This window comes from Sulfitobacter marinus (assembly GCF_900116285.1).
GTDB lineage: Bacteria > Pseudomonadota > Alphaproteobacteria > Rhodobacterales > Rhodobacteraceae > Sulfitobacter > Sulfitobacter marinus.
On the sequence record NZ_FPAJ01000001.1, the window covers coordinates 743,841 to 767,442 of the forward strand.

General features: G+C 58.4%; 22 protein-coding genes. 10 read left to right on the forward strand and 12 right to left on the reverse strand.

The window, feature by feature from the left end:
• Nucleotides 1-2: 2 nt before the first annotated feature.
• Nucleotides 3-569, reverse strand: coding sequence for a lipid-binding SYLF domain-containing protein (locus BM347_RS03625; protein ID WP_093915019.1), 567 nt, complete (start codon nt 567-569; stop codon nt 3-5).
• A gap of 135 nt (nt 570-704) precedes the next feature.
• On the reverse strand, nt 705-1,709 hold the full coding sequence (hemB, locus tag BM347_RS03630) for a porphobilinogen synthase (RefSeq protein ID WP_093915020.1): 1,005 nt from the start codon (nt 1,707-1,709) through the stop codon (nt 705-707).
• Nucleotides 1,710-1,859: 150 nt separating this feature from the next.
• On the opposite strand from hemB, the gene BM347_RS03635 reads away from it, so the two are divergent.
• Nucleotides 1,860-2,387 (forward strand): component of SufBCD complex, encoded by a 528-nt coding sequence (locus BM347_RS03635; RefSeq protein WP_093915409.1) that lies wholly within the window; start codon nt 1,860-1,862, stop codon nt 2,385-2,387.
• A 31-nt stretch (nt 2,388-2,418) separates the two neighbouring features.
• Complete coding sequence (mfd, locus tag BM347_RS03640) at nt 2,419-5,901, forward strand: transcription-repair coupling factor (RefSeq protein WP_093915021.1); 3,483 nt, start codon at nt 2,419-2,421, stop codon at nt 5,899-5,901.
• A gap of 46 nt (nt 5,902-5,947) precedes the next feature.
• On the opposite strand, the gene BM347_RS03645 is transcribed toward mfd, so the two are convergent.
• Nucleotides 5,948-6,808 carry a DUF533 domain-containing protein gene (locus BM347_RS03645; protein ID WP_093915022.1) on the reverse strand — a complete coding sequence of 287 codons (861 nt, stop codon included), beginning with the start codon at nt 6,806-6,808 and terminating at the stop codon, nt 5,948-5,950.
• 142 nt (nt 6,809-6,950) lie between these two features.
• Between BM347_RS03645 and BM347_RS03650 the strand changes: the two genes are divergently transcribed.
• Nucleotides 6,951-7,841: a DMT family transporter gene (locus BM347_RS03650; protein WP_093915023.1), complete on the forward strand. Its 891-nt coding sequence runs from the start codon at nt 6,951-6,953 to the stop codon at nt 7,839-7,841.
• On the opposite strand, the gene BM347_RS03655 is transcribed toward BM347_RS03650, so the two are convergent.
• The 4 genes from BM347_RS03655 to mazG form a co-directional block, all read right to left on the reverse strand.
• The gene (locus BM347_RS03655) at nt 7,838-9,250 is read right to left on the reverse strand and encodes a protein adenylyltransferase SelO (protein WP_093915024.1); all 1,413 of its coding nucleotides are present in this window, start codon (nt 9,248-9,250) and stop codon (nt 7,838-7,840) included. The genes BM347_RS03650 and BM347_RS03655 overlap by 4 nt on opposite strands.
• 40 nt (nt 9,251-9,290) lie before the next feature.
• The gene (locus BM347_RS03660; RefSeq protein WP_093915025.1) at nt 9,291-9,740 is read right to left on the reverse strand and encodes a GNAT family N-acetyltransferase; all 450 of its coding nucleotides are present in this window, start codon (nt 9,738-9,740) and stop codon (nt 9,291-9,293) included.
• Entirely contained in the window at nt 9,737-10,678 is a 942-nt protein-coding gene (locus tag BM347_RS03665; protein WP_093915026.1) for a nucleoside hydrolase, read from the reverse strand. The genes BM347_RS03660 and BM347_RS03665 overlap by 4 nt, the downstream gene beginning before the upstream one ends.
• A gap of 74 nt (nt 10,679-10,752) precedes the next feature.
• A complete protein-coding gene (gene mazG / locus BM347_RS03670) occupies nt 10,753-11,577 on the reverse strand; it encodes a nucleoside triphosphate pyrophosphohydrolase (protein WP_093915027.1) in 825 nt (274 codons plus the stop codon).
• Between the two features lie 63 nt (nt 11,578-11,640).
• Here mazG and BM347_RS03675 point away from each other — a divergent pair, with 63 nt between their 5' ends.
• From BM347_RS03675 to BM347_RS03690, 4 genes are read left to right on the forward strand one after another with little or no spacing between them, the layout of a single operon-like run.
• Nucleotides 11,641-12,810: a M20 aminoacylase family protein gene (locus tag BM347_RS03675; RefSeq protein WP_093915028.1), complete on the forward strand. Its 1,170-nt coding sequence runs from the start codon at nt 11,641-11,643 to the stop codon at nt 12,808-12,810.
• Nucleotides 12,810-13,775, forward strand: coding sequence for an agmatinase (gene speB / locus BM347_RS03680; protein ID WP_093915029.1), 966 nt, complete (start codon nt 12,810-12,812; stop codon nt 13,773-13,775). Before BM347_RS03675 ends, speB (BM347_RS03680) begins: the two co-directional genes overlap by 1 nt.
• Nucleotides 13,772-14,719 (forward strand): agmatinase, encoded by a 948-nt coding sequence (gene speB / locus BM347_RS03685; RefSeq protein WP_093915410.1) that lies wholly within the window; start codon nt 13,772-13,774, stop codon nt 14,717-14,719. Before speB (BM347_RS03680) ends, speB (BM347_RS03685) begins: the two co-directional genes overlap by 4 nt.
• A 51-nt stretch (nt 14,720-14,770) precedes the next feature.
• The gene (locus tag BM347_RS03690; protein ID WP_093915030.1) at nt 14,771-15,196 is read left to right on the forward strand and encodes a DUF1499 domain-containing protein; all 426 of its coding nucleotides are present in this window, start codon (nt 14,771-14,773) and stop codon (nt 15,194-15,196) included.
• Here BM347_RS03690 and BM347_RS03695 read toward each other — a convergent pair.
• Nucleotides 15,170-15,442 (reverse strand): hypothetical protein, encoded by a 273-nt coding sequence (locus tag BM347_RS03695; RefSeq protein WP_245764172.1) that lies wholly within the window; start codon nt 15,440-15,442, stop codon nt 15,170-15,172. The genes BM347_RS03690 and BM347_RS03695 overlap by 27 nt on opposite strands.
• A 63-nt stretch (nt 15,443-15,505) precedes the next feature.
• Here BM347_RS03695 and prfA point away from each other — a divergent pair, with 63 nt between their 5' ends.
• The 3 genes from prfA to BM347_RS03710 all read left to right on the forward strand — a co-directional run bounded on the left by prfA (nt 15,506) and on the right by BM347_RS03710 (nt 18,312).
• Complete coding sequence (gene prfA / locus BM347_RS03700; RefSeq protein WP_093915031.1) at nt 15,506-16,561, forward strand: peptide chain release factor 1; 1,056 nt, start codon at nt 15,506-15,508, stop codon at nt 16,559-16,561.
• Complete coding sequence (prmC, locus tag BM347_RS03705) at nt 16,558-17,400, forward strand: peptide chain release factor N(5)-glutamine methyltransferase (protein ID WP_093915032.1); 843 nt, start codon at nt 16,558-16,560, stop codon at nt 17,398-17,400. The genes prfA and prmC overlap by 4 nt, the downstream gene beginning before the upstream one ends.
• Before the next feature lie 213 nt (nt 17,401-17,613).
• Nucleotides 17,614-18,312, forward strand: coding sequence for a DUF4167 domain-containing protein (locus BM347_RS03710; protein WP_093915033.1), 699 nt, complete (start codon nt 17,614-17,616; stop codon nt 18,310-18,312).
• Nucleotides 18,313-18,398: 86 nt separating this feature from the next.
• Here BM347_RS03710 and rsmA read toward each other — a convergent pair whose 3' ends face one another.
• Genes rsmA through BM347_RS03730 form a run of 4 tightly spaced genes read right to left on the reverse strand, consistent with a single transcriptional unit; the run spans nt 18,399 to nt 23,602 of the window.
• Nucleotides 18,399-19,241, reverse strand: coding sequence for a 16S rRNA (adenine(1518)-N(6)/adenine(1519)-N(6))-dimethyltransferase RsmA (gene rsmA / locus BM347_RS03715; protein WP_093915034.1), 843 nt, complete (start codon nt 19,239-19,241; stop codon nt 18,399-18,401).
• 46 nt (nt 19,242-19,287) lie between these two features.
• A complete protein-coding gene (pdxA, locus tag BM347_RS03720) occupies nt 19,288-20,256 on the reverse strand; it encodes a 4-hydroxythreonine-4-phosphate dehydrogenase PdxA (RefSeq protein ID WP_093915035.1) in 969 nt (322 codons plus the stop codon).
• Nucleotides 20,253-21,488 carry a peptidylprolyl isomerase gene (locus tag BM347_RS03725; protein ID WP_245764173.1) on the reverse strand — a complete coding sequence of 412 codons (1,236 nt, stop codon included), beginning with the start codon at nt 21,486-21,488 and terminating at the stop codon, nt 20,253-20,255. Before BM347_RS03725 ends, pdxA begins: the two co-directional genes overlap by 4 nt.
• A complete protein-coding gene (locus tag BM347_RS03730) occupies nt 21,476-23,602 on the reverse strand; it encodes an LPS-assembly protein LptD (RefSeq protein ID WP_093915037.1) in 2,127 nt (708 codons plus the stop codon). Before BM347_RS03730 ends, BM347_RS03725 begins: the two co-directional genes overlap by 13 nt.

The following is a 23,602-nucleotide window of genomic DNA, read 5'->3' on the forward strand; positions in this document are numbered from 1 at the left end:
GTTTAGGGGATAATGCGCGTGTATTTGCTGCCCTCAAGGGTGGCACCGATGCGCAGACCAGCGCGGCCAAACACAGCGGCCAGAACCGGCGAAAGCGACGTGGTCGTGTCAGCGTTGACGCTGTCGCCCACAGTATCGATCACATATTCGACATTCGCCCCGGCGACCCAACCGGGCGAGCGCCGGAAACTGTTCAGCGCGTCCTCGGTCATGAAAAACAGAACATGGGCATATTGCTGCGCGCCGATTTGCAAACCGCCTGACGCCTTGGTCATCGAATAATAATCAACCGAGACGTTGTTGATCCGCAGCGCGCCCCGCCCGTAACCGCCGCCCAGACCCAAGCCTGCCTCGGTCACCAACGGCATGATCAGCATGCCATTTGATTTCGCAGCCAGCTGTTGGGTGTTGGGAAACTGGCGGTACATTTCTTGCAGGGTTGCATCCGCCCGCGCATCGATCAAACCGCTGCCGCCGCTGCCAACCCCATTACCGCAGGCTGCCACGGTCCCGGCAGTTGCGAGTGCGCCCAACGCAAACGCGCGGCGCGAAAAAGAAGAATTGTTCATAATACTATGCCTGTAATTGCCTGTGCCGGTTTGTCCCGACTTATGCGCGACCTTATGCCGAAAAATTGAGGATGTCACCATTTTAGGCCGTGAACCGGCGATGAACTGCCCTCAAGCGACGGCTTTTGCGCCTGATCAGCGCCCCTGCGCCATCAAACGGGCCACTTGCGGCGCGAAATAGGTCAACACACCATCACAGCCCGCACGCTTGAATCCCATCAGGCTTTCCATCATCACACGCTCTTCGTCGATCCAGCCATTTTGCGCGGCGGCCTTGATCATGCTGTATTCACCCGACACCTGATAGGCGAATGTCGGCGCACCAAAGGTGGTTTTCACCCGGTGGCAAATATCCAGATAGGGCAGGCCGGGTTTGACCATCACCATATCTGCACCCTCGCGCAGATCACGTTCAATCAGACGCAAAGCCTCGTCGCTGTTGGCGTAATCCATTTGATAGGTCTTCTTGTCGCCCGTCAGCGCCCCGGAGGCACCTACGGCATCGCGAAATGGCCCATAGAATGCTGACGCGTACTTGGCGGAATAGCTCATGATCATCACATCGCTGTGGCCCGCAGCTTCCAGACCTGCTCGGATGGCACCGACACGCCCGTCCATCATATCAGACGGTCCGATGATATTCGCGCCCGCCTCGGCTTGGGCCAGCGACATCTTTACCAATGCCTCGACCGTGCGGTCATTGACGATAATCCCGTCTTCGACAAACCCGTCATGGCCGTTGATATTATAGGTATCCAGCGCCACATCCGTCATGATCACCATTTCTGGCACTGCCTCGCGGATGGCGCGAATGGCACGGTTGGCGTTGTTTTCAGGATCCCAAGCGCCTGCGCAATCCTCTGTCCGATCCTCGATCCCGGTATAGGGAAAGATGCACATGGCCCCGATCCCCAGATCAGCCGCCTCGCGCGCCGCTTCGACCACTTTGTCGACACTGCGACGGAACACGCCGGGCATAGACGCGACGGGTTCCTCAATGCCTTCACCAGAGCGCACGAAAACCGGCCAAATCAGATCCCCCAGCTCAAGCGTGTTTTCACGCACCAGCGCCCGGATACCGGCAGATTGACGGGTACGGCGCAACCGTGTGGCGGGATAGGCGGCTTGTTGGGGTCTCATGCAAAATACCTTAGATGTTTCGATACAAGGCTTTGCATTTATTTTTGTACGGCTCAAGGCTAGGAATTAGCACCAAGCACGGCTATGAGGGCGTAAGAGCGGCAGGAAATGCCGCAGATCGAGTTATTTACCAGCAAAGACAGGCATTCCTTGAACTTGTACCAGACAATCTTAGAAGTGATCGACACGCGGTCGTTCTCAAACCTTTGGTTCTGGATTGTGCTGGCTGCGCTATGGTCGTCGGTCAGCCACTGGGTCTTGGGCGTCCCTTATGATATGGTCCTGCGGGCGCGCCGCTTCGGAGAGCAAACCCAAATCGATCTCGAAGACATGGTCCGCATCAATGTGAACCGCACGCTTTATATTACGCAGGTTTCCGGGATGTTAATTTTGGCGCTCACCAGCTTTGTCCTGACGGTGCTGTTCATATTGGCGCTTTATTACGACGTCGAATTTGCCCAAGCCGTGTTGTTTCTTGCGTTTCCACTGTCCGTGATCGGATTGCTGAACGTTTCTACGGCCCAGCAGATATTCGAGGAATCCGCCACCGGTGACTTGTTGCACAAACGTTTGTCGCGCCATCGTCTCTATACGCAGATCATCGGGATCATCTCGATTTTCGTCACATCGATCTGGGGCATGTATCAAAACCTCTATGTGGGTCCGTTCGGCGGTTGACAAACATCGCCCAAGGATCAACTGACACGTCATGTCGAATTCTGCTCAGATAACGCTCTCAGGGGTTCCCGAAGGCTTTGATGCCCGCGCCTTGCTGGACGAGCTGACCAAAAACAAACGCCCCGTGATCCATGTCGCGCGCGACGACAAGCGGATGGCGGCGATGCAGGCGGCCTGCCGTTTCTTTGCGCCCGATGTGCCTGTGATTACCTTTCCGGGGTGGGATTGTCTGCCCTATGATCGCGTGTCGCCCAACGCTGATATTTCGGCGCGGCGCATGGCGACTCTGGCGGGGCTTGTGCATGGGATGCCGGACCAGTTTATCCTGCTGACCACCTTGAACGCCGCGACGCAACGGCTGCCCGCACGGTCCGTACTGCGGGATGCTGCGTTTTCTGCGCGTGTGGGCGACCGTATTGACGAGGCCGCGTTGCGCAACTTTCTGGCGCGCATGGGCTTTGTGCAAAGCCCAACGGTGACTGAACCCGGTGATTACGCAATTCGCGGCGGGATTATCGACATCTATCCGCCCGGCGATCTGGGCCCCGTGCGGCTGGACTTGTTCGGCGATACACTGGATGGCGCGCGCCGTTTTGATCCGCTGACCCAACGTACCACAGAAAAGCTGGACCTGATTGAACTCGCCCCCGTGAGCGAAGTGATTTTGGACGAGGCGGCGATCACCCGTTTCCGACAGAACTACCGTATCGAGTTTGGGACGGCGGGCACGGACGACCCGCTCTACGAGGCGATCAGCGCAGGGCGCAAACATCAGGGTGCCGAACATTGGATGTCGTTCTTTCACGAAGACCTCGAGACCATATTTGACTATCTGCCCACGGCCACGGTCACGCTGGATGATCAGATCACCGCGCAGCGGCTGTCACGCTGGGACAGCATCGCCGATCAATACGAGACACGGCGGCTGGCCATGGCGAACCGGTCCAAGATGGACAACGTTTACAAACCTGCTCCGCCTGAAGGGTTGTACCTGACAGATACCGCTTGGGAACAGGCGTTGATCGGCAAGCGGGTGATCCAGTTCAAACCCCTGCCGCAGCCCACAGGGCCGAATGTTCTGGACGCAGGCGGGCGTATCGGCCGCGACTTCGCGCCGGAACGCCAGCAGGAATCTATCAGCCTTTTTGGTGCCTTGGCAGCGCATCTTAAGGTAAAGTTAAGCGAAGGCCCCGTTGTCGTCGCCAGCTATTCCGAAGGGGCACGCGAGCGGCTGACCGGATTGATCGAAGACGAAGGCATGGGCGAAACCATCCCCATCGCCAATGGCACACGCATCGGCAAACGCGGTCTTTATCAGGCGGTTTGGGCGTTGGAACACGGGTTCGAGGCACCTTTATCCGGCGACGGGCAAAAGCTGACTGTTATCTCCGAACAGGATATTCTGGGTGATCGTTTGATCCGGGGTACCAAACGCAAGCGCCGCGCTGAAAACTTCCTCACCGAAACGCAATCGCTGACGCCGGGTGATCTGGTGGTGCATGTGGACCATGGTATCGGCCGCTATCTGGGGATGGAGGTCATCACCGCCGCAGGGGCTGCCCATGAATGCCTGCTGCTGGAATATGCCGAGAATTCAAAGCTATACCTGCCGGTCGAGAACATCGAACTGCTATCGAAATACGGCCATGATGAGGGTCTGCTGGACAAGCTGGGCGGCGGGGCGTGGCAGTCGAAAAAGGCCAAGCTCAAGGAACGTATCCGCGAGATGGCGGATAAACTGATCCGTATTGCCGCCGAACGCGCACTGCGCCGCGCGCCAGTCATGGATCCGCCTCCGGGCATGTGGGACGCGTTTTCCGCACGCTTCCCCTATACCGAAACCGACGATCAGATGTCTGCGATCAACGACGTGGTCGACGACCTGACCAGCGGCAACCCGATGGACCGTCTGATTTGTGGTGATGTCGGCTTTGGCAAGACCGAGGTCGCGATGCGTGCCGCCTTTATCGCGGCCATGTCCGGCCTTCAGGTCGCGGTCATTGCGCCCACAACCTTGCTGGCGCGGCAACACTATAAATCCTTCGCCGAACGGTTCCGCGGCTTTCCGCTTGAGGTCCGTCAACTGTCGCGTTTCGTCACCACGAAAGAGGCGAACGCCACCCGCGAAGGTATGGCCAAAGGCACCGTAGATATTGTTATCGGCACCCATGCGCTGCTGGCAAAAAACATCAAGTTCAACAACTTAGGCCTTCTGATCATTGACGAAGAACAGCATTTCGGGGTCGGCCACAAAGAACGCCTGAAAGCGATGCGCACCGATATCCACGTGCTGACCCTGACCGCGACGCCGATCCCGCGCACCTTGCAGCTAAGCCTGACAGGGGTGCGCGATCTGTCGATCATTGGCACGCCGCCCGTCGACCGTTTGGCGATCCGCACCTATGTCAGCGAATTCGACAGCGTCACCCTGCGCGAAGCCTTGCTGCGCGAACATTATCGCGGCGGGCAGTCGTTCTATGTGGTGCCGCGCATTTCGGACCTCCCCGAGATCGAAGCGTTCCTGAAGGAACAGCTGCCCGAACTGACCTACCTGGTCGCCCACGGTCAGATGGCGGCGGGCGAGCTGGATGACCGCATGAACGCGTTCTACGACGGCAAATACGACATCCTGCTGGCCACCACGATCGTTGAATCCGGCCTGGATATTCCAACTGCCAACACGATGATCGTGCACCGCGCCGATATGTTCGGCCTTGCGCAGCTGTATCAAATTCGCGGACGTGTAGGCCGCTCAAAAACCCGCGCTTACGCCTATCTGACCACCAAACCGCGCGCCAAACTGACCGCCACCGCGGAAAAACGTCTGCGGGTGTTGGGCAGCCTTGATACGTTGGGGGCAGGGTTCACACTGGCGTCGCAGGATTTGGACATTCGCGGTGCCGGCAACCTGCTGGGCGAGGAACAATCCGGCCAGATGCGCGATGTCGGGTTCGAGCTGTACCAATCCATGCTGGAAGACGCGATTGCCAAGATCAAGGCGGGCGAGCTGGAGGGCGTGATCGACGACGACGGCCAATGGGCACCGCAGATCAATCTGGGCGTGCCTGTACTGATCCCAGAAACCTATGTGCCTGATCTTGATGTGCGTCTGGGGCTTTACCGGCGCTTGTCCAGCCTGACCACCAAGGTCGAACTGGAAGGTTTTGCCGCTGAAATGATCGACCGCTTTGGCAAGCTGCCGCGCGAGGTTAACACGCTGATCCTCGTGATCCGCATCAAGGCGATGTGCAAACGGGCAGGGATCGCCAAGCTGGACGGCGGGCCAAAAGGCGTGACGCTCCAGTTCCACAACGATAAATTCGCCTCACCCGAGGGGCTGGTAACCTTCATCCAAGATCAGCGCGGGTTGGCCAAGGTCAAAGACAACAAGATCGTTGTGAAGCGCGATTGGGCAACGGATGCGGACAAGATCAAAGGTGCCTTCGCCATTGCCCGTGATCTGGCCGAACATGTCATCGCCAAGGAAAAGAAAGCTAAAAAGGCAAAAGCCTGAGCCGTTTGAGGCCCAGGCTTTCACGCTGTCATTTAGGCTATCTGGATCAGGTATAAAGCGACGGCACGCCCATTTGCGCGTGGATTTCATTCACGGTCGCAGGCTTCATCCGGTATCCCTTGGCAAGCTGATGCAGGTATTGCGCCTCGTCTTGGGTATCGAGATCAATGGCCAGCAGGGACATTGCGTAAACCTGCGCTTCCATGCCCTCGGGCGTCTGCGCAACCAAGCCATCGACATCGACGGGCGCATCCATGCGGGCGTTTACAAACGCGGCTTCCTCGGCATCAACATCACCAAGATGGCTAAGTAGCTTTTCACGCTCTGCCTGATCAAATGTGCCATCAGATTTCGCCGCTTGGATCATCGCGGCGATCATCAGCGCAGCCAAGACTTCCTGGTCCTGCGAGGGTTGGATCGCGGGGGTCGGGTTTGCATCAAATTGCGAATTCAATACCGCGCCGAAATCGGCTTCTTCACGCTCGGGCTTGCCGCTGGTTGATCCGCCAAGGCCTGCCATCAAGCCGCCTGCGCCCGCAGCACCGGCCAAACCGCCCAGCAATCCGCCCAGACCGCCACCGGACGCGCCAGACCCGCCAGCGCCGCCCAACTGGTTCAACAAACCACCCAAGCCGCCGGAGGCACCAGAGCTGCCGCCAAGCTGGTTGAGCAAGCCGCCCAAACCGCCAGCTGACCCTGCACTGCCGCCCATCAGGCCGCCCAGCATGTCCTGCAAGCCCCCCGCAGAAGACCCGCTTGCGGAGCCGCCGGCCAATCCGCCCAGCAAACCGCCAAGACCGCCCGCTGTGCCGGCCGAACCTCCGCCGTTTTTCTTCATCATGGCGCTGGCTCCTTTGGCCACGGCCACGCCGATAGCCACTTTGGCCAAAGTTTTCATCAAGCTCATCTTGTCGATTTCCCCGTTGGTAAATTATGCACGGAATTGTGTTGTAAATCAGCGCCGGACACAACCAGATAGCGATCATCTGCGCGAAACTCGGCGTTTTATTGCGATTGACAATAGGCGGTTAACGCGGGTCTGTGGGGGCATGGACCGCAAAACCCAAATCGACACATTCGGCGCGCTCGCGCTAACCGCCTTTGCGCTGAACCTTGCCTTTAACCAAGTCGTGATCAAGGTCACGAATGGGGGCTTCAATCCGGTTCTTGCGGCGGGGTTCCGATCCCTTGGGGCGGTTGTCATCCTGACGCTCTGGATGAAATATCGCGGGGTCAGCTTTTCATTTCCACGGCCTACATGGGGCTGGGCCGTGCTGTCGGGGCTGTTGTTTACTTTTGAATTCACCTGTCTTTTCATCGCCTTGGACACCACAACGGTCAGTCGGGCATCGGTGATATTTTACTCCATGCCGGTCTGGGTAACGATTGCGGCCAATTTCATGCTGCCTGACGAACGCCTGACAAGGGCCAAGATCGTGGGCCTCGCGCTGGCCATGGCGGGCGTGGCTGTGGCGCTTGGCGCGCGCAGCGGTGGACATGTAAGTTGGACAGGCGATTTGCTGGCCTTGGGTGCTGCTGTATGCTGGGCGGCCATTGCCCTTTTGGTACGCGCGACCCCGCTGGAAAAGGTGCCGCCTGCGCAGCAGCTGATGTGCCAGGTTGCGATCTCGGGGCCCATTCTGGTGCTGATCGCCCCGCTGTTCGGGCCCCTGATCCGCGACGTGCAGATGATTCATATCGCGGGGTTGGCCTTTCAGATTATTGCGGTTGCCAGCATCGGGTTTCTGGCGTGGTTCTGGCTGATGTCGGTATATCCGGCCTCGACCGTGGCCTCGTTCAGCTTTCTGTCGCCGGTGTTTTCGGTGATCCTTGGCTGGTTGCTGCTGTCCGAGGACGTCACCCTATCGGTCTGGGCCGCGTTGATATTGGTGGCCCTCGGGATTTACCTGATCAACCGCAAACCGCGCGTGGCTCATTAGGTCCCGCAAAACGTCGCCGGTACGATTTCGCCATCCGTCGGCGCGCGGCGCAGATCGGTATCTGTGGTCTGATAAGGCGTTGCCAGCGCTTTCATCAAGCGTTCAAACGGTGCCATATCGCCGGCAACGGCAGCTTGGATCATCTGCTCAATCCGGTGATTGCGCGGAATGATCACAGGGTTGGCCGCATTCATCACGGCCACCGGATCGCTTTCTGATGCGATGCGCGCCTGCCATTCGGCTTGCCACGTGGCAAAGGCACCTTGGTCAAGGAACTGATCCTGTGGGGTCTCGCCAGACAACGCGCGAAAGGCGTTGGTAAAGTCTGCACCGTCTTGCTGCATCAGCGCCAGCAGATCATCAATCAGCGCCGCGTCCTCTGCCAGCGGCTCAGCGATCCCGATTTTCGCGCCAAAGCGTTTCAGCCAAGCCGCCTCAATCAGTGCAGGCATGGCGTGCACAATCTCGGTCGCCTCGGCGACAGCGGCGTCCGGGTCGTCCAACTGCTGGATCAGCGCGGTGGCCAGCTGCGCCATGTTCCACACCGCCATTTGCGGCTGGTTCGAGAACGCATAGCGCCCCTGACGGTCGATCGAGCTGAACACCCGATTGGCATGAAACGCATCCATAAACGCACAAGGACCGTAATCAATCGTCTCGCCCGAAATCGAACAGTTATCGGTGTTCATCACGCCGTGGATAAAACCAACGGACATCCACGCCGCGATCAGTTCGGCCTGCGCGGCGCAAACCGCGCGCAGCAGCCCCATGGGGCCGTCGGCGTTGGGATAATGCCGCTCGATCGCGTAATCGGTAAGGGTGCTCAGGTTCTCGACCTCGCCACGGTGGGCAAAGACCTGAAAGGTGCCGACGCGCAAATGGCTGGCCGCAACGCGGGTCAACACACCGCCGGGCAGGGCGGTTTCGCGGTAGATGTCTTCGCCCGTGGCGACGGCAGCGAGGGCACGGGTGGTGGGAATGCCAAGCGCATGCATTGCCTCGGACACCACATACTCGCGCAGAACCGGACCCAGCCACGCACGTCCATCACCGCCGCGCGAATAAGGCGTCGGGCCAGAGCCCTTAAGCTGGATATCGCGGCGGGTGCCGGTGCTGTCCACGACTTCGCCCAGCAAAATCGCACGACCATCACCAAGCTGGGGATTGAAGTTACCGAACTGGTGGCCCGCATAAAGCTGCGCCAACGGGTCGGCACCCTGCGGCAGCTCATTCCCGCTGAAGGTAAAGGCCAGATCCTCGTCCCCCGCCTCACCGAGCCCAAGCGTTTTGGCCAAATCAGCATTGAAAGCCAACAGCTTGGGGTCAGCCACAGGGGTCGGGGTGATGCGGGTGTAAAAGCTGGCCGGTAACGCGGCAAAGCTGTTATCGAAGGGGGCGCTGAATGTCATGGCTTAGATATAACGATCAAAAGTTACTTTGCCAGTGCGATCAAAGCTTTCGCGTCATGAACATATAGTTATCACGTGGCTTAAACCCTGCACGGGTATATAGTTTCTGCGCAATCTGATTTTCCTTGTCGACCTCAAGATGCACGGCTTTCACACCACCCTGTGACAAGGCATTGGGCAGCGCCAGCAGCGCCTCGGACGCGATCCCGCGACCGCGCACGCCGGGGCGGACATAGATTTCGTCAATGATCGCGTCCAACCCGCCAAACTCGAGCGACCAGCCAAGGGTGATCACCACATACCCGATGGGTGCCCGTGGTGGCCCCATCAAATAGGCGATGCCGTGGGGAATACCGTCGAGCAGCGGCGCAATCGCGTTGCGGCGATCCTCGTCGGATTGTTCAATTCCCTCCTCGGCATGAAAGGCCGCCACCAAGGCAATCAACCGCTCAAGATGTTCGGGCTTGGCAAGGGTAAAGGCGGCGCTCACAGTCTAGCCAGACGTTCGGTTATCAAGGTGAAAAACCCGTCCGCATCCAGATCACCCATGAAGGTTGCGTTCGGCACGCGGTCCGTGACGCCCCACCAATCCGCGACGGTCATGCCCATGGTCAGCTTTGACTCAGTTTCGATCTCGACGTTGATATGACGGCCTTTGAACAACTCAGGCCGGATCAGATAGGCGGTCACGCAAGGATCATGCAGCGGCGCCCCTTCAGAGCCGTATTTTTCCTTGTCGAACCGTTCAAAGAATTCAGTCATCTCGGCCACGGCGATCCCTACGCGGCTGCCGATGTTGCGAAACGCGTCATTGCGGGCGGTCGTAACAAGCGCCTTGTGGGTGACATCCAGCGGCATAACCACAATCGACGCACCGGATTTAAACACAATATCAGCGGCTTGCGGATCGACGTAAATGTTAAACTCGGCCGCAGGGGTGATATTCCCCCCTTCGAAATAGCCACCGCCCATTAGCACGATTTTCGCAATGCGGTTGGCGATATCGGGGGCCTTTTGCAGCGCCGTCGCGATATTTGTCAGCGGCCCCAGCGGGCAGAGCGTCACGGTGCCGGGCGCGTGTTCGCGCAACATATCGATAATAAAATCCACCGCATGACCATCTGCGATTGGCATTGTGGGTTCGGGCAGCACAGGCCCATCAAGGCCGGTTTTGCCATGCACATGTTCCGCCGTGACTAATTCACGGCCCAGCGGGCGGTCACATCCGGCAAAGATTTTCACGTCCGTTTTGGCCGCCAATTCGCAAACGATCCGCGCGTTTCGCACCGTCAGATCCAGTGGCACATTTCCCGCAACACAGGTGATCCCCAAAACCTCGATGTCTTCGGGGCTGGCCAGCGCCAGCAAAATCGCCACCGCATCGTCCTGACCGGGGTCGGTGTCGATGATAATCTTGCGCGGTGTCATGGCCTATCTCCTGTCTTTTATGTTGCCCGAGCCTTGCCGGATGCGACGGTCCTTGTCCAGCACAAGCGCTTGATCTAGCTGCGTTCCGCCTGTTTCACTGCGTCCCACAACGCGTCCATCTCGGCCAGATCGCTTTGTTCTGGGGTTTTCCCGATCTGCGCAAGCCGCGCCTCGACACCCTCGAAACGGCGTATAAACTTGGCGTTGGCGCTGCGCAGGGCCGCTTCTGGGTCAAGGCCCAGATGCCGGCCCAGATTGGCCATCACAAACATAAGATCGCCGAACTCCTCTTCGACTTCTGCTTGGGTCAGGATATCGCGGGCCTCGACCAGCTCAGCGGCTTCCTCAGCGATCTTAGCGACGACCTCGCCGGTATCAGGCCAGTCAAACCCGACCCGTGCCGCACGTTTTTGCAGCTTGTAAGCGCGCAGCAAGGCTGGCAGGCCGACAGCCACCCCATCAAGCGCGCCGCCTTGGGCCTTGCCAGCCCGTTCGGCTGCTTTGATCTTTTCCCAATCTGCGGTTTGCTGATCGGCCGATTTATCACGCGATTCATCGCCGAATACATGCGGATGCCGCGCGACCATCTTATCGCTGATATTGCGCACCACCGATTGAAAGGTGAAATGTCCGTCCTCTTCGCCCATAGCCGTGTGATAGACGGTTTGCAGCAACAGATCGCCCAGCTCGCCCTCCAGTTCAGGCCAGTCACCGCGTTCAATCGCATCGGCGACTTCATAGGCCTCTTCGATGGTGTAGGGGGCAATGCTGGCGAAATCCTGTTCGATATCCCACGGGCAGCCGGTTTCGGGATCACGCAATCGGCGCATGATTTCCAAAAGCCGCTCAATCCCTGCGCTTTGATCAAAGATCAGTGCATCTTTCGATGTCTCGCCCATTGCAGCCCCCGCGTGTCTGGTGTCAGATGCAACCTGACCAAGATATATGCAGGAGTCCACCCAATGCCCGTCGTGAACCGTATCGCGGATTTCGCCCCCTTGATGAAAGAATGGCGCAGACATCTGCACACGATCCCGGAACTGGGCTTTGACTGCCCAAAAACAGCGGCGTTTATCAAAGAGAGGTTGCAGGAACTGGGTGCGGACGAAATCCACGAGGGCATCGCGCAAACCGGTATTGTGGCAATCATTAATGGCAACGGTGATGGCCCCACAATCGGCCTGCGTGCTGATTTCGATGCGCTGCCGATCCTTGAGGAAACCGGCGTTGACTATGCGTCGACCCATGCGGGCAAAATGCACGCTTGTGGCCATGACGGGCACACGGCCATGTTGCTGGGGGCCGCAAAATATCTGGCCGAAACACGCAATTTCGCGGGGCGCGTCGCGCTTATTTTCCAACCCGCTGAAGAAGACGGCGGCGGTGCCCAAGTCATGTGTGCCGAAGGCATGATGGACCGTTTCGATATCGCGCAGGTCTATGGCATCCATAATATGCCGGGGGCCGAATTTGGTTCGTTTTTCACCACACCGGGGCCGATCATGGCGGCGGTTGATTCCTTTACTATCCAGATCAACGGGCGCGGCGGGCACGGTGCCATGCCGCACGAAACCGCCGATCCCGTCGTCGCGGCCTGCGGCATCGTTCAGGCGATCCAGACAATCACCAGCCGCAACGTGCCATCGGCGCAGGAAATGGTGATCTCGGTCACACAAATCCACACGGGTTCGGCCAGCAACATCATTCCCGACACGGCGATGATCAACGGCACCGTGCGGACCTTTGACAAGGACGTGCAGGCGCTGATCCGCACCCGGATGGAGGAAATCGTACAAGGCCAAGCGGCCAGCTATGGCGTGACCGCAGCACTTGATTACGAGGTCGGATACCCCAGCACCCAAAACGCCCCCGAACAGACAGCGCTGGCTGCCGATGTGGCGCGGACGGTTGCAGGCGACGCAAATGTCGACGCCGAATTCCCCCGTGTCGCAGGTGCCGAAGACTTTGCCTATATGCTGGAAGAACGTCCCGGTGCCTATCTTTTCCTCGGCGCGGGCGAGGGTGCCGGATTGCACCACCCCAAATTCAACTTCAACGATGATGTGGCCCCCGTGGGCGCGTCGTTCTTTGTGCAGTTGGTTGAACAGCTACAACCGGCGGCGGGTAAATAATGGCGCTAGAAGACGCAAAAACACAAGTAGATCAGGCTTTTACCCGCGATGATCTGAAGGGGCCCAGCTTTGAAAATGCATTTGGCGGGGCGACCTCATTTCTGCGCCGCCGCTATACAAAGGACCTGACGGGCGTTGATATTGCTGTGACGGGCGTGCCGTTCGATCAGGCGGTGACAAACCGCACCGGCACCCGGCTTGGCCCGCGTGCGATCCGCGAGGCGTCCAGCCTGCAACCCTATGATCCGCCCTATGGCTGGGATTTCGATGTGCTGAGCGAATGTGCCATCGCCGATTATGGTGACATGGCGTTTGATTATGGCCACACCAGCCAGTTCCCCGCCACATTGACCAAACATATCAAGGGGATATTGGATGCCGGTGCCGCAAGCGTGGTGCTGGGAGGCGATCACTATATCAGCTTTCCGATCCTCAAGGCCTATGCAGAAAAATACGGGCCGATCAGCCTGCTGCAATTTGATGCACATTCCGACACTTGGCCCGACGACGATATGGACCGGATCGACCACGGCACCATGTTCTACAAGGCCGTAAAATCTGGCATCGTTGACCCGGCGACATCCCTTCAGGTGGGCATCAGAACCACGAACCCCGATACTTTGGGCGTCACCACCATTGACGCGCGCGAGGTTCATGAAAAAGGGCCGCAAGCGGCAGTTACCAAGATAAAACAAATACTTGGCGACCGGCCTTGCTATTTGACCTTTGACATTGACGCACTTGATCCAGCCTTTGCGCCCGGTACCGGCACACCGGTTTGGGGCGGTTTGACCTCGGCGCAATGCGCCATCATGTTGCGTGATCTGGCGGGGATCAATATTGTGGGCGGCGATGTGGTCGAAGTATCACCGCCCTTTGATACAACCGGGGCCACAGCCATTGCAGGTGCCCATGTGGCGACCGAGATCCTGTGCCTGCTGGGATGGAGAATGCGGAACAGATGAACGTAAAAAATCAACCTATCAGCGGCAATGATCTGGCGCGCTTTTCAGGCCCGAACACCTTCATGCGGTTGCCCGCTGCAAATGACCTCAAGGGGTTGGACGTCGCGGTTCTGGGCATTCCGCTGGACATCGGCACGTCATGGCGATCTGGCACCCGCTTTGGCCCCAAGCAAGTCCGGGCAGAAAGCGCGATGCTGCGGCCCTATAATCTGGGCACCGGGGCGGCACCGTTTGATTCACTTCAGGTCGCAGATATCGGCGATCTGGCGATCAACACGTTTTCGCTTTCAGATAGTTTGTCAATTATTCAAGATAGTTACACCGAAATCTTAAGGTCAGACGCGATGCCCTTGGCGATTGGTGGGGATCATTCGATTACGCTGCCCATTCTGCGCGCCATGGCCAAACGGCACGGACCTTTGGCCTTGGTCCATGTGGATGCCCATGCGGATGTGAACGACGATATGTTCGGCGAACGCGAGACCCACGGCACCGTGTTTCGCCGTGCCTATGAGGAAGGCCTTATTAACCCTCATAAAACCTATCAAATCGGCCTGCGCGGCACCGGCTATGGCGCGGATGATTTCACCGAAGCCACCGGCTGGGGCTTTCAGCAGTTTCCCGCGCAAGAGCTGTGGCACCGCAGCCTGTCACCACTAGGGGCCGAAATCAGACGCGATATCGGCGACGCGTCTGTCTATGTCACCTATGATATCGACAGTCTGGACCCCGCCTATGCGCCGGGCACCGGTACGCCGGAAATCGGCGGCCTGACCACCCCGCAAGCGTTAGAACTGATCCGGGCGTTGAAGGGGCTGAACATTGTTGGGGCCGATCTGGTCGAGGTGTCGCCGCCCTATGACACGACAGGCAACACGGCGCTGACCGGCGCAAATATCCTGTTTGAAATCATGTGCATCCTTCCCGGTGTTGCATACCGTTGACCTGCCGGACGCTCCGCGGGGAGTTTACAAGGCAAAATGAAAGCAACGCGAATGATGAGTTTCTTTTGGGTCGCGGTCTTGGTGTTTGCAGGACTGCAAGCCTATATCCGCTTTGCGCCCAGCGACGCCGAGAACTGGACGGTGGATGCCAATGCAAATGCACCCGGTACATACCCTAAGGAGGGTGGCTTTCGGGTGGTAGCGGAGGTTGGTAACGCACCGGATGCTGTTCTGGATGGCTTTGACACCGCCATGATGGCGCAGCCGCGCACGCACAGACTGGGTGTGGTGGACAGGCAGCGGATCTATGTGACGCGGTCGTTGCTTTGGGGCTTTCCCGACTACACAACCGCTGCGCTGTCAGACGATCAAACCCGCGCGACATTCTATAGCCGGTTGCGGTTTGGCAAATCGGATATGGGGGTAAACCGCAAACGGTTGCGCGAGATTTTAGGCACCATTGGCATCGCTGTCTAAGCTTGAGGTCTGGCAGCCTTGCCCAACCTCGCGCCACATCGGCACGTTCAACGACATCTGGCACTGCGCCTGAAACATACGGTCGCCGATTTTCATGCAAATGGTTTGGCCCAGCTCGACGCGGTGGCCTTGGGTGTTGGTGCAGTAGCAATCAACCGCCTTACCACTGGGATAGGTCGCTTGTGCCGGCACCGATTGTGCCGTCAGGCCAAGTATCAGCCCCGATATCAGAGCAATCTGTTTCATGAGCCATCATATTAACACGCGGCGGCCCTTGACCAAAGCGCTATCATCAGCGACAGAAACCCGATGATCCCCATGGACCGCCTTGCCCAAATTACTCAACGTTTCCAGTTTCTGGAGGCGTCTATGTCGTCTGGATCAGACGGCGCTGATTTTGCCAAGCTGGCGAAGGAATATGCCGACCTGCGCCCGGTGGTGGAGCAGATCGAAGAATACCGCCAATTGTTGCAAGACATGGACGATGCGCGCGCCATGCTCAAAGACCCAGAGATGGCGGAGCTGGCCGAGGAGGAACTGCCGCGCCTGAAGGCAGCCTTGCCCAAAGCGGAGGACGCTCTGCAATTGGCGTTGCTGCCCAAGGATGCAGCGGATGCGAAACCTGCGATGCTTGAGATACGGCCCGGCACCGGCGGGGACGAGGCTGCGCTGTTTGCCGCTGATCTGTTGCGGATGTACCAACGCTATGCCGAGTCCCAGGGCTGGAAGTTTGATCTGATCGAAGAGCAAATGACCGAGTTGGGGGGCGTCAAGGAAGTCGTCGCCCATATCAAGGGTCAGAACGTCTTTGCCCGGTTGAAATACGAATCCGGTGTGCACCGCGTGCAGCGTGTGCCGACAACGGAAAGCGGCGGTCGCATTCATACATCGGCGGCAACTGTTGCCGTACTGCCCGAAGCGGAGGATGTGGATATTCACGTCGACGCCAATGACTTGCGGATCGACACGATGCGCAGTTCGGGGGCAGGGGGGCAGCACGTCAACACCACCGATTCCGCGGTCCGTATCACCCATATTCCAACCGGCATCGTTGTGACGTCGTCTGAAAAATCACAGCACCGCAACCGCGAGATCGCGATGCAGGTCCTGAAAGCGCGGCTGTATGATGCGGAACGTCAGCGGGTCGACAGCGCGCGGTCGGCGGATCGCGCGGCGCAGGTTGGGTCGGGCGACCGGTCAGAGCGGATCAGGACCTATAATTTTCCCCAAGGGCGGATGACCGATCACCGGATCAATCTAACGCTCTATCGGCTTGATGCCATTATGCAGGGCGATCTGGATGAAATCATCGACGCGCTGACGGCGGATGCCCAAGCCAGGATGATGGCGGAGATGGGCCAGTGAGCGCACCGACTGCGGCGCAGGCGATGGCGGCGGCGGTTGCAAGATTGCGCGCCGCTGGCGTGCCAGACCCCGCACGCGATGCACGGCTGCTATTGGCCCATGCGGCATCGGTGGACGCCTCACGCGTCACCTTGATCGCACCGGAAGAGATCGCGCCAGAAATCGCAGAGCGCTATGAGAACCTGATCGCGTTGCGCGCGGTGCGGGTGCCGGTATCGCATCTGGTCGGGCAGCGCGCCTTTTACGGACGCGATTTCAAAGTCAGCCGCGATGTATTGGACCCACGACCCGAAACCGAAACCCTAATCGAGCTGGCGCTGTCTGAACCGTTTGACACTGTGCTGGACCTTGGCACCGGATCGGGCTGCATTCTGGTGACATTGCTGGCTGAACGGCCAGAGGCGCAAGGCGTTGGGTTGGACCTGTCAGAATCAGCCTGCCTGCAAGCCAGCGCCAATGCCGTTTTGCACGGTGTGCACACCCGCGCCGACATCCGCCAATCTGATTGGTTCGAGGCCGCAAATGGCCGGTTTGATCTGGTTGTGGCAAACCCGCCCTATCTGGCAAAATCGGAAATGGCCGCCGTGTCACCCGAGTTGCGGCTACATGAGCCTGAAATGGCGCTGACGGACGGGCTTGACGGGTTAAGTGCCTACCGCGTGATCGCGTCGCAAGCCCAAGGGTATCTGACCGCGACGGGACGGGTTTTGGCGGAAATCGGTTGGCAGCAAGGGGCCGATGTCGCCAGGATTTTCAAAGCCGCCGGATGGGGCCGCGTGCGCATTTTACCTGATCTTGACGGGCGTGATCGTGTGCTTTGGGCCGATACACCAGCATGATATCGCAAAATCAGCACGATCTATCGCATTCTTGACAGTTTGTGCTTGATCACGCCTGACAGCCGTGCTTATTCAATCATGTTGCAGCGGTGGATGCCTATTGGCGGTCCCGCGCGGCGTTAAGCCCAACAAATCGTATGGCGCGCTTTTGAAGGATGCCGATGCATCCGGCGGCTTTCTCGAAGCACAGCACAACAAGGCTGAACGAATTACATGAAATCTTCAAGATCACGTTCCAGATCCAAGAACAGTCGCAACCGTCAACCACATGGTGGCGGCAACGTCGTGAACCGCGTGTTCGACAGCTCTGGCCCCGAAGGCAAGGTCCGCGGCACACCGCAGCAGGTTATTGAGAAATACAACCAGCTCGCCCGCGATGCACAGTTGAGCAATGACCGTGTTGCAGCTGAAAACTTTCAGCAACACGCAGAACACTACCTGCGCATGCTATCCGAAGCACAGCGAGAAATGGACCAGCGCCGCGAGGAACAAGAACGCCAGCAGCGCGAACGTCAGGAAGAGCAGGAGCGCCAGAACCGCGAACGCCAAGCCGAACGTGACCGCGAACGGGCCGAGCGTCAGGAACGCGAAGCGGCCAATGGTGGGCCGTCAAATGACGGTGATGCTGACACGGGCAATCAGGGCGGCACTGACCAGTCCCAGCAACATGGTCAAGACAACAAAGATCAGCAGCCCAAGCGCCGTCGCAACAACAACCGCAATGCCAAGCAACCCGACCTTCTTCAAGGCGATAGCGCGGCGCAGGGCGGGGACGACGGTAGCACGCTGGTTGAAACACCCGAGAACAAGCCCAAGCCACGCCGCGCACCCCGGCGCAAGCCGCAGGCCAAACCGGATGATGCATCAGGGCCGATTTCTGACGGCGGTGATCACAACGAAGCTGCTGAATAGACCGGTAGAAATATTTAAAAAGGCCTCGCATTATGCGGGGCCTTTCACATTTCAGGGCCGTTATTTCTAGGGCCGGGTTAGGGGGCCTAAGGTTTGGCGATCTCGCGCGCCAAGGCACAGAACCCTTCAAGAGGGATTTGTTCAGCCCGCTCCGTTGGTTTGATACCCGCAGCGATCAGACGATCCTCAATATCCGGTGCAGCCCCCTTGAGCGCTGCGCGCAACATTTTGCGCCGTTGATTAAAGGCCATCGCAACAACGCGGTTCAGCACAGCAGGATCAGCGGGAAAACGGGGTTCCGCAAGGGCGGTCAAATGCACCACGGCAGAGGATACTTTCGGCGGCGGTGTAAAGGCCTCGGGCGGGAGGTTCATCACGATCCGTGCGTCCGCCCGCCACTGCGCCAACAAGGCCAACCGGCCATAAGCCTTGGAACCGGGCTGGGCCACGATCCTTTGCGCCACTTCGCGTTGGAACATCAATGTCAGGCTGTCCCAGAACGGCGGCCATTCAGCAGGGGTCAGCCAGCGTACCAGCAATTCCGTGCCCACGTTATAAGGCAGATTGGCCGCGATCCTGATGGGCGGAGTCAGATAGGCCAGCGGGTCAATTTCAAGCGCGTCGCCTTCGATCACGGTCAACCGATCGGGATAGGCCTGCGCGATCTCGTTCAGCGCGGGCAGGCAGCGTTTGTCCTTTTCGATGGCCAGCACCCGCCGCGCCCCTTCGGCCAGCAAGCCGCGGGTCAAGCCACCGGGACCAGGACCGATCTCGAGCACGTCGCAGCCGGACATATCGCCCGCTTGGCGCGCGATCTTGGCGGTCAGGTTGAGATCAAGCAGGAAGTTCTGCCCCAGCGATTTGCGCGCCTTGAGATCATGGGTGTTGATGACATCGCGCAAAGGCGGAAGCGTATCGATTGCGGTCATGTTGTGATTTCGCCTTCGGCGAGGATATTTAAGAGCCAGAGAAGCATCAGGACGTCGCCATTTTATAGGCTAGGCGGATCGCCTCGACCATGCTGGTGGGGTTTGCGATGCCTGTGCCTGCGATGTCAAAGGCAGTGCCATGATCCGGTGAGGTGCGAATGAAAGGCAACCCCAGCGTAACATTCACGCCGCGGTCAAAATCCAGTGTTTTAATCGGGATCAACGCCTGATCGTGGTACATCGCAATCGCCGCATCATAGCGAGCACGGGCGGCGGCATGGAACATCGTATCAGCGGGCAAGGGCCCCATCAGATCAAACCCTTCGTCTTGCATGGTCTTGACCAGATCGTTCATCCAGTCGATTTCCTGACGACCCATTGTGCCGCCTTCGCCCGCATGGGGATTCAGGCCCGCGATGGCGATTTTAGGCTGCGCGATGCCGAATTGGGTTTTCAGGCCAGCAGCGGTGATTTCGATTACCCGGCGCAGGTGGGCGGGTGTCAGGACATGCGGGACTTGATCCAGCGCGATGTGGATCGTCGCGGGCACAACACGCAGCTGATCCGAGGCCAGCATCATCACCACGTCATCGACACCGGCAAGTGCGGCGAGGTATTCCGTATGACCCGGATAAGCGAAATTCGCGCCGTCCTTGAGCGCCTTTTTATGAATAGGGGCCGTGGTCAGGGCGCAGGCATCACCCGCGCGCACCAGATCCACCCCGCGTGCGATCACGTCAATCACGGCTTGGGCATTGGCGGGGTTGGCTTGCCCCAGCACGTTATCCGCAGGAAAGGCATGTGCTAAAACCGGAAGCGCGTCGGGGGATGTATTTAGTACCTGATCGCAATCATTAACCACACGGTGCGGAATATCCGCCGGTAAGTGGCGCGGATCGCCGAGCCAGACCATTGGCACTTCGCCGGCCAGCACAGCCCAAGCGCGGGCTGCGACCTCTGGCCCGATGCCTGCCGGTTCACCGCATGAGATGACGACAGGCCGCGCGCCGGTCATTTGCGCACGATACGGGCGTCGGCCTTGAGCTGATCAAGCAATTGATCCGCATAGCCCGCCAGACGTTCCTGACGCAGCGCATTGATCACCGCATCGCGGCTGGCTTCTTGGTTCGCGGTGGCTGTGCGGCTGCACAACATCAGGAACATGAGCGTTTGGCCATCGGAGCGGGTCAGCGCCGTGGACACTTCACCCGGATCAAGCTTGGACAGTTCAATCGCGATGTCTTGGGCGATCTCGCCGGGGGCCTTCGTGGTACGCTCAAGCACCTCGGCGGGCTGGCCTTGGGCCTCCCCGTAGAGATCGTTGCAGGTATCAACGCGGGCGCGAATTTTCGCAGCTTGGGCCAAGGTTTCGGGGCTACGGCCACCAGCCAGATAATACGCGGCATACTCAATCGAGGAATAGCTGCTGGTAGGGTTGCCGGTTTCCTGAATATCGCGCAACTGGAACAGAGCCACCGCATTGGGGATCGGCAGGGGTGCTGTCACTTCGCCCGGTGCAAGCGCAAGGATCAGCGGCTGCAATGTCGGCGGGAGCAAGGACAGGTCTTGCCAGCCTAGACGGCCTCCACGTCCGCGCGAGGCGGTTGCGGAATATTGCGTGGCATAATTGGAGAACTCCCCCACCGATTGCGACTGCGAGATTTGTTCGGCCAAGGCCGTCACTTGTTCAGCGTTCTCAGGCGGGGCTGGAATAATAATCTCGGAGACAAGCACCCGCACGCCGCTGTTACTGGCTGTGCCCAGTGCGCGGTCGATTTCCGCATCGGTGATCTGGACCCGCGATGAATAGCGCGCCCGCACCAACTCACGCCAGCCGATGGAATTCACCACAAAATCGCGAAATGTCTCGGGCGAGACGCCGGACTGGCCAAGCGCTTTGGTAAATTCCTCGGTGCTCAGATTTGCGCGGGCTGCAAATTCTGCAAGGCTTTCATCGATGCCTTCGGGGGTCAGCTCAATCCCCGCGTCGGCCACCGCTTCGTTGCGGATGCGCTCGTCGATCAAGACGTCTACGATCCTGTCACGGGTGGCACCAGGTGCATTCAAAAGCTGCAAAAACTTTTGCCGCTGCTGCACTTCGTATTCGGTCACAACGGATTGGTTCACCTTAGCGACAGGCGCATAAAGGTTTTGCGCAAAGGCGGGTGCGGCGGCCATGACCGCAAATCCAGCAATCGCAAGGCGCTGTGTCAGACGGCTCAGGTTCATCTTAGTTACATCCCACATGATCGCACATATCTTTCTTTTCCGTTGGAGGCAGAAAAGCCCCGCACGCCGATGTTAAACCCGATATCTGTCGAGGGCTCAACACTTGTTGATGAGGTATAGCGACGGCGCACCAAAAGGTCGACGCTGACGCATTCATTGATATAGGTCAGCCCAAGCCCGACCGTGGTCGCACGGTTGTTTTCAATGTCATAACGGACATCACCATTCGCCGCCCAATGATTGTGGAAATCATAGGTTCCATCCAGAGAAATCTCTGACACGGGTTCGTTGAGATTTTCTGCTGCATCGGCTTCCATCCAGACATATGTGCCGCCAAGGACGATGTTCCGAAAGCCCCAATCGCCACGTATTTCGGCTTTGGTCAGTTCAAAATCGGTGTCAAACAAGCTGCGGGCTGTCAGCGACATTCCCGTTTGATTACGGAGTTGACCGGCCAGCAAGATATTTGATTGGTGTCCCGAAAGCCCCGACAATTCGGTGAAATCTTCGTCCAGGATCGCCCTGAACACCTGACCCGCCGAAATATGAGCATCCCACCCCTGCGGATCAAAGCGCGACCAGTTCATGCCCACCGCAGTCACAGTGCCGCGTTCCTGACGATCCGGGCTGGGAAAACGCGACAGGCTCAGCAAATTTCCCTGATCGAACTCGACCCGTGTGCTTTCCTCGTTCGGGATGTCCAGACGATCACCACCGATCCAGCCGATTTGAGCCAGCGGCGTCAGCATTTGCGTCACACCACCGGCCCCGGCGCGCACCATCGGATAGCTTAGGCCAACGGAGGCGAATGGCACCAGATCGGTGTGGTTTTGGGCATATGTAGAATCCTGGGTGATATCAAAGCCGTTAAACCCCAAGCCAGCACGGGCGTCCGACACCAAGCCGCTTTGGTGGGTAAACCGGCGCAAGTACTCCAACTTGCCATTGATGCGCGCCAGATCGCGGCCGGTGATGTCCACGGTCGAGCTACGGCGATGGCTATGCGCATTCAGTGACAGGCGTACTTCGCCGCCAACCGATTTAGGAAAGAAGCGACGCTCAAACTCTCCGTCAATGACGATGGTTGGTAAGGTCGAATTTATCTCGCCGTCGCGAAGCGATTCATAATTATACAGGCTCGCCTGTACGTAACTATCGCGCCGTGTACGGCTGACGACGATATCGCTGCGTAAACGGTCTCCGCCCACGCCGCCCAGATAGTCGTATTCGGTCAAATAGGATTCGTCGCTGACGATCTTGATGTTGAAGCTCAGTATAAAATCGCGTTCCAAATCGAACCAGCCCAGCCAATTAATGTAGCCGCGGTTTGTACCGGGGATCTCGTCATCTCGGGTATAGGCCCCTTCGAGTGAGGTATACCCGTCGACAAATGCCTGCCGATATCTGAATTCTAATGTGCGGGTAGCGCTCGACAGATATGGGGTCAGGGTCAGATCACGGCTGTCGCCCAATTTTATAAAATATGGAATTTTGAGGCCGGTGCCCAGTTGCGATGTTGTCCGTATTGATGATGTTAAAAAACCGGTCGCGCGATACAATGTCGGGTCTGGCATGCGCAAACGGGGCAGGTAAAAGACCGGCACGTTTTTGATGTGGAAGGTCGCGTCATCAAAGTAAAGTTGCTGTTCAACCTTGTCGTGGATCACCCGGCGCGCCCGGATTTGCCACAAAGGGACTTCCCCATTTTCGCATATCTTACAGGATGTTACCGCCGTCTTATAGAGCTGACTATAGCGCCCATCCACCCGGTCGAGCTGCACCGCTGCCAATTGCACCTGTTGGTCCATCACCATACGTGCGCCAGTCAACAGACCATTTTGCAAATCCCTGTCCAATTGCGCCTCATCAGCCAAAATGACAGTATCCCCGCCATCCGTCAGTACAATCGGCCCTTCGATCGTAAGCGCGCCGGTTTGCTCATCATAGCTGATTGATTTGGCCTGAATGCGGGTATCGCCTTGAAACGCCTCGACGTTGCCGCGCGCAATCAACACACGATCGCGAGTGATCAACAGGTCATCCGCCACCAAAACGGCGGGACGCTCATCGGGTGTTTGCGCAACTGCGGGCAGGGGCAGCAGCAAGCAAAGCGCCAACAACAACTGCCGCAT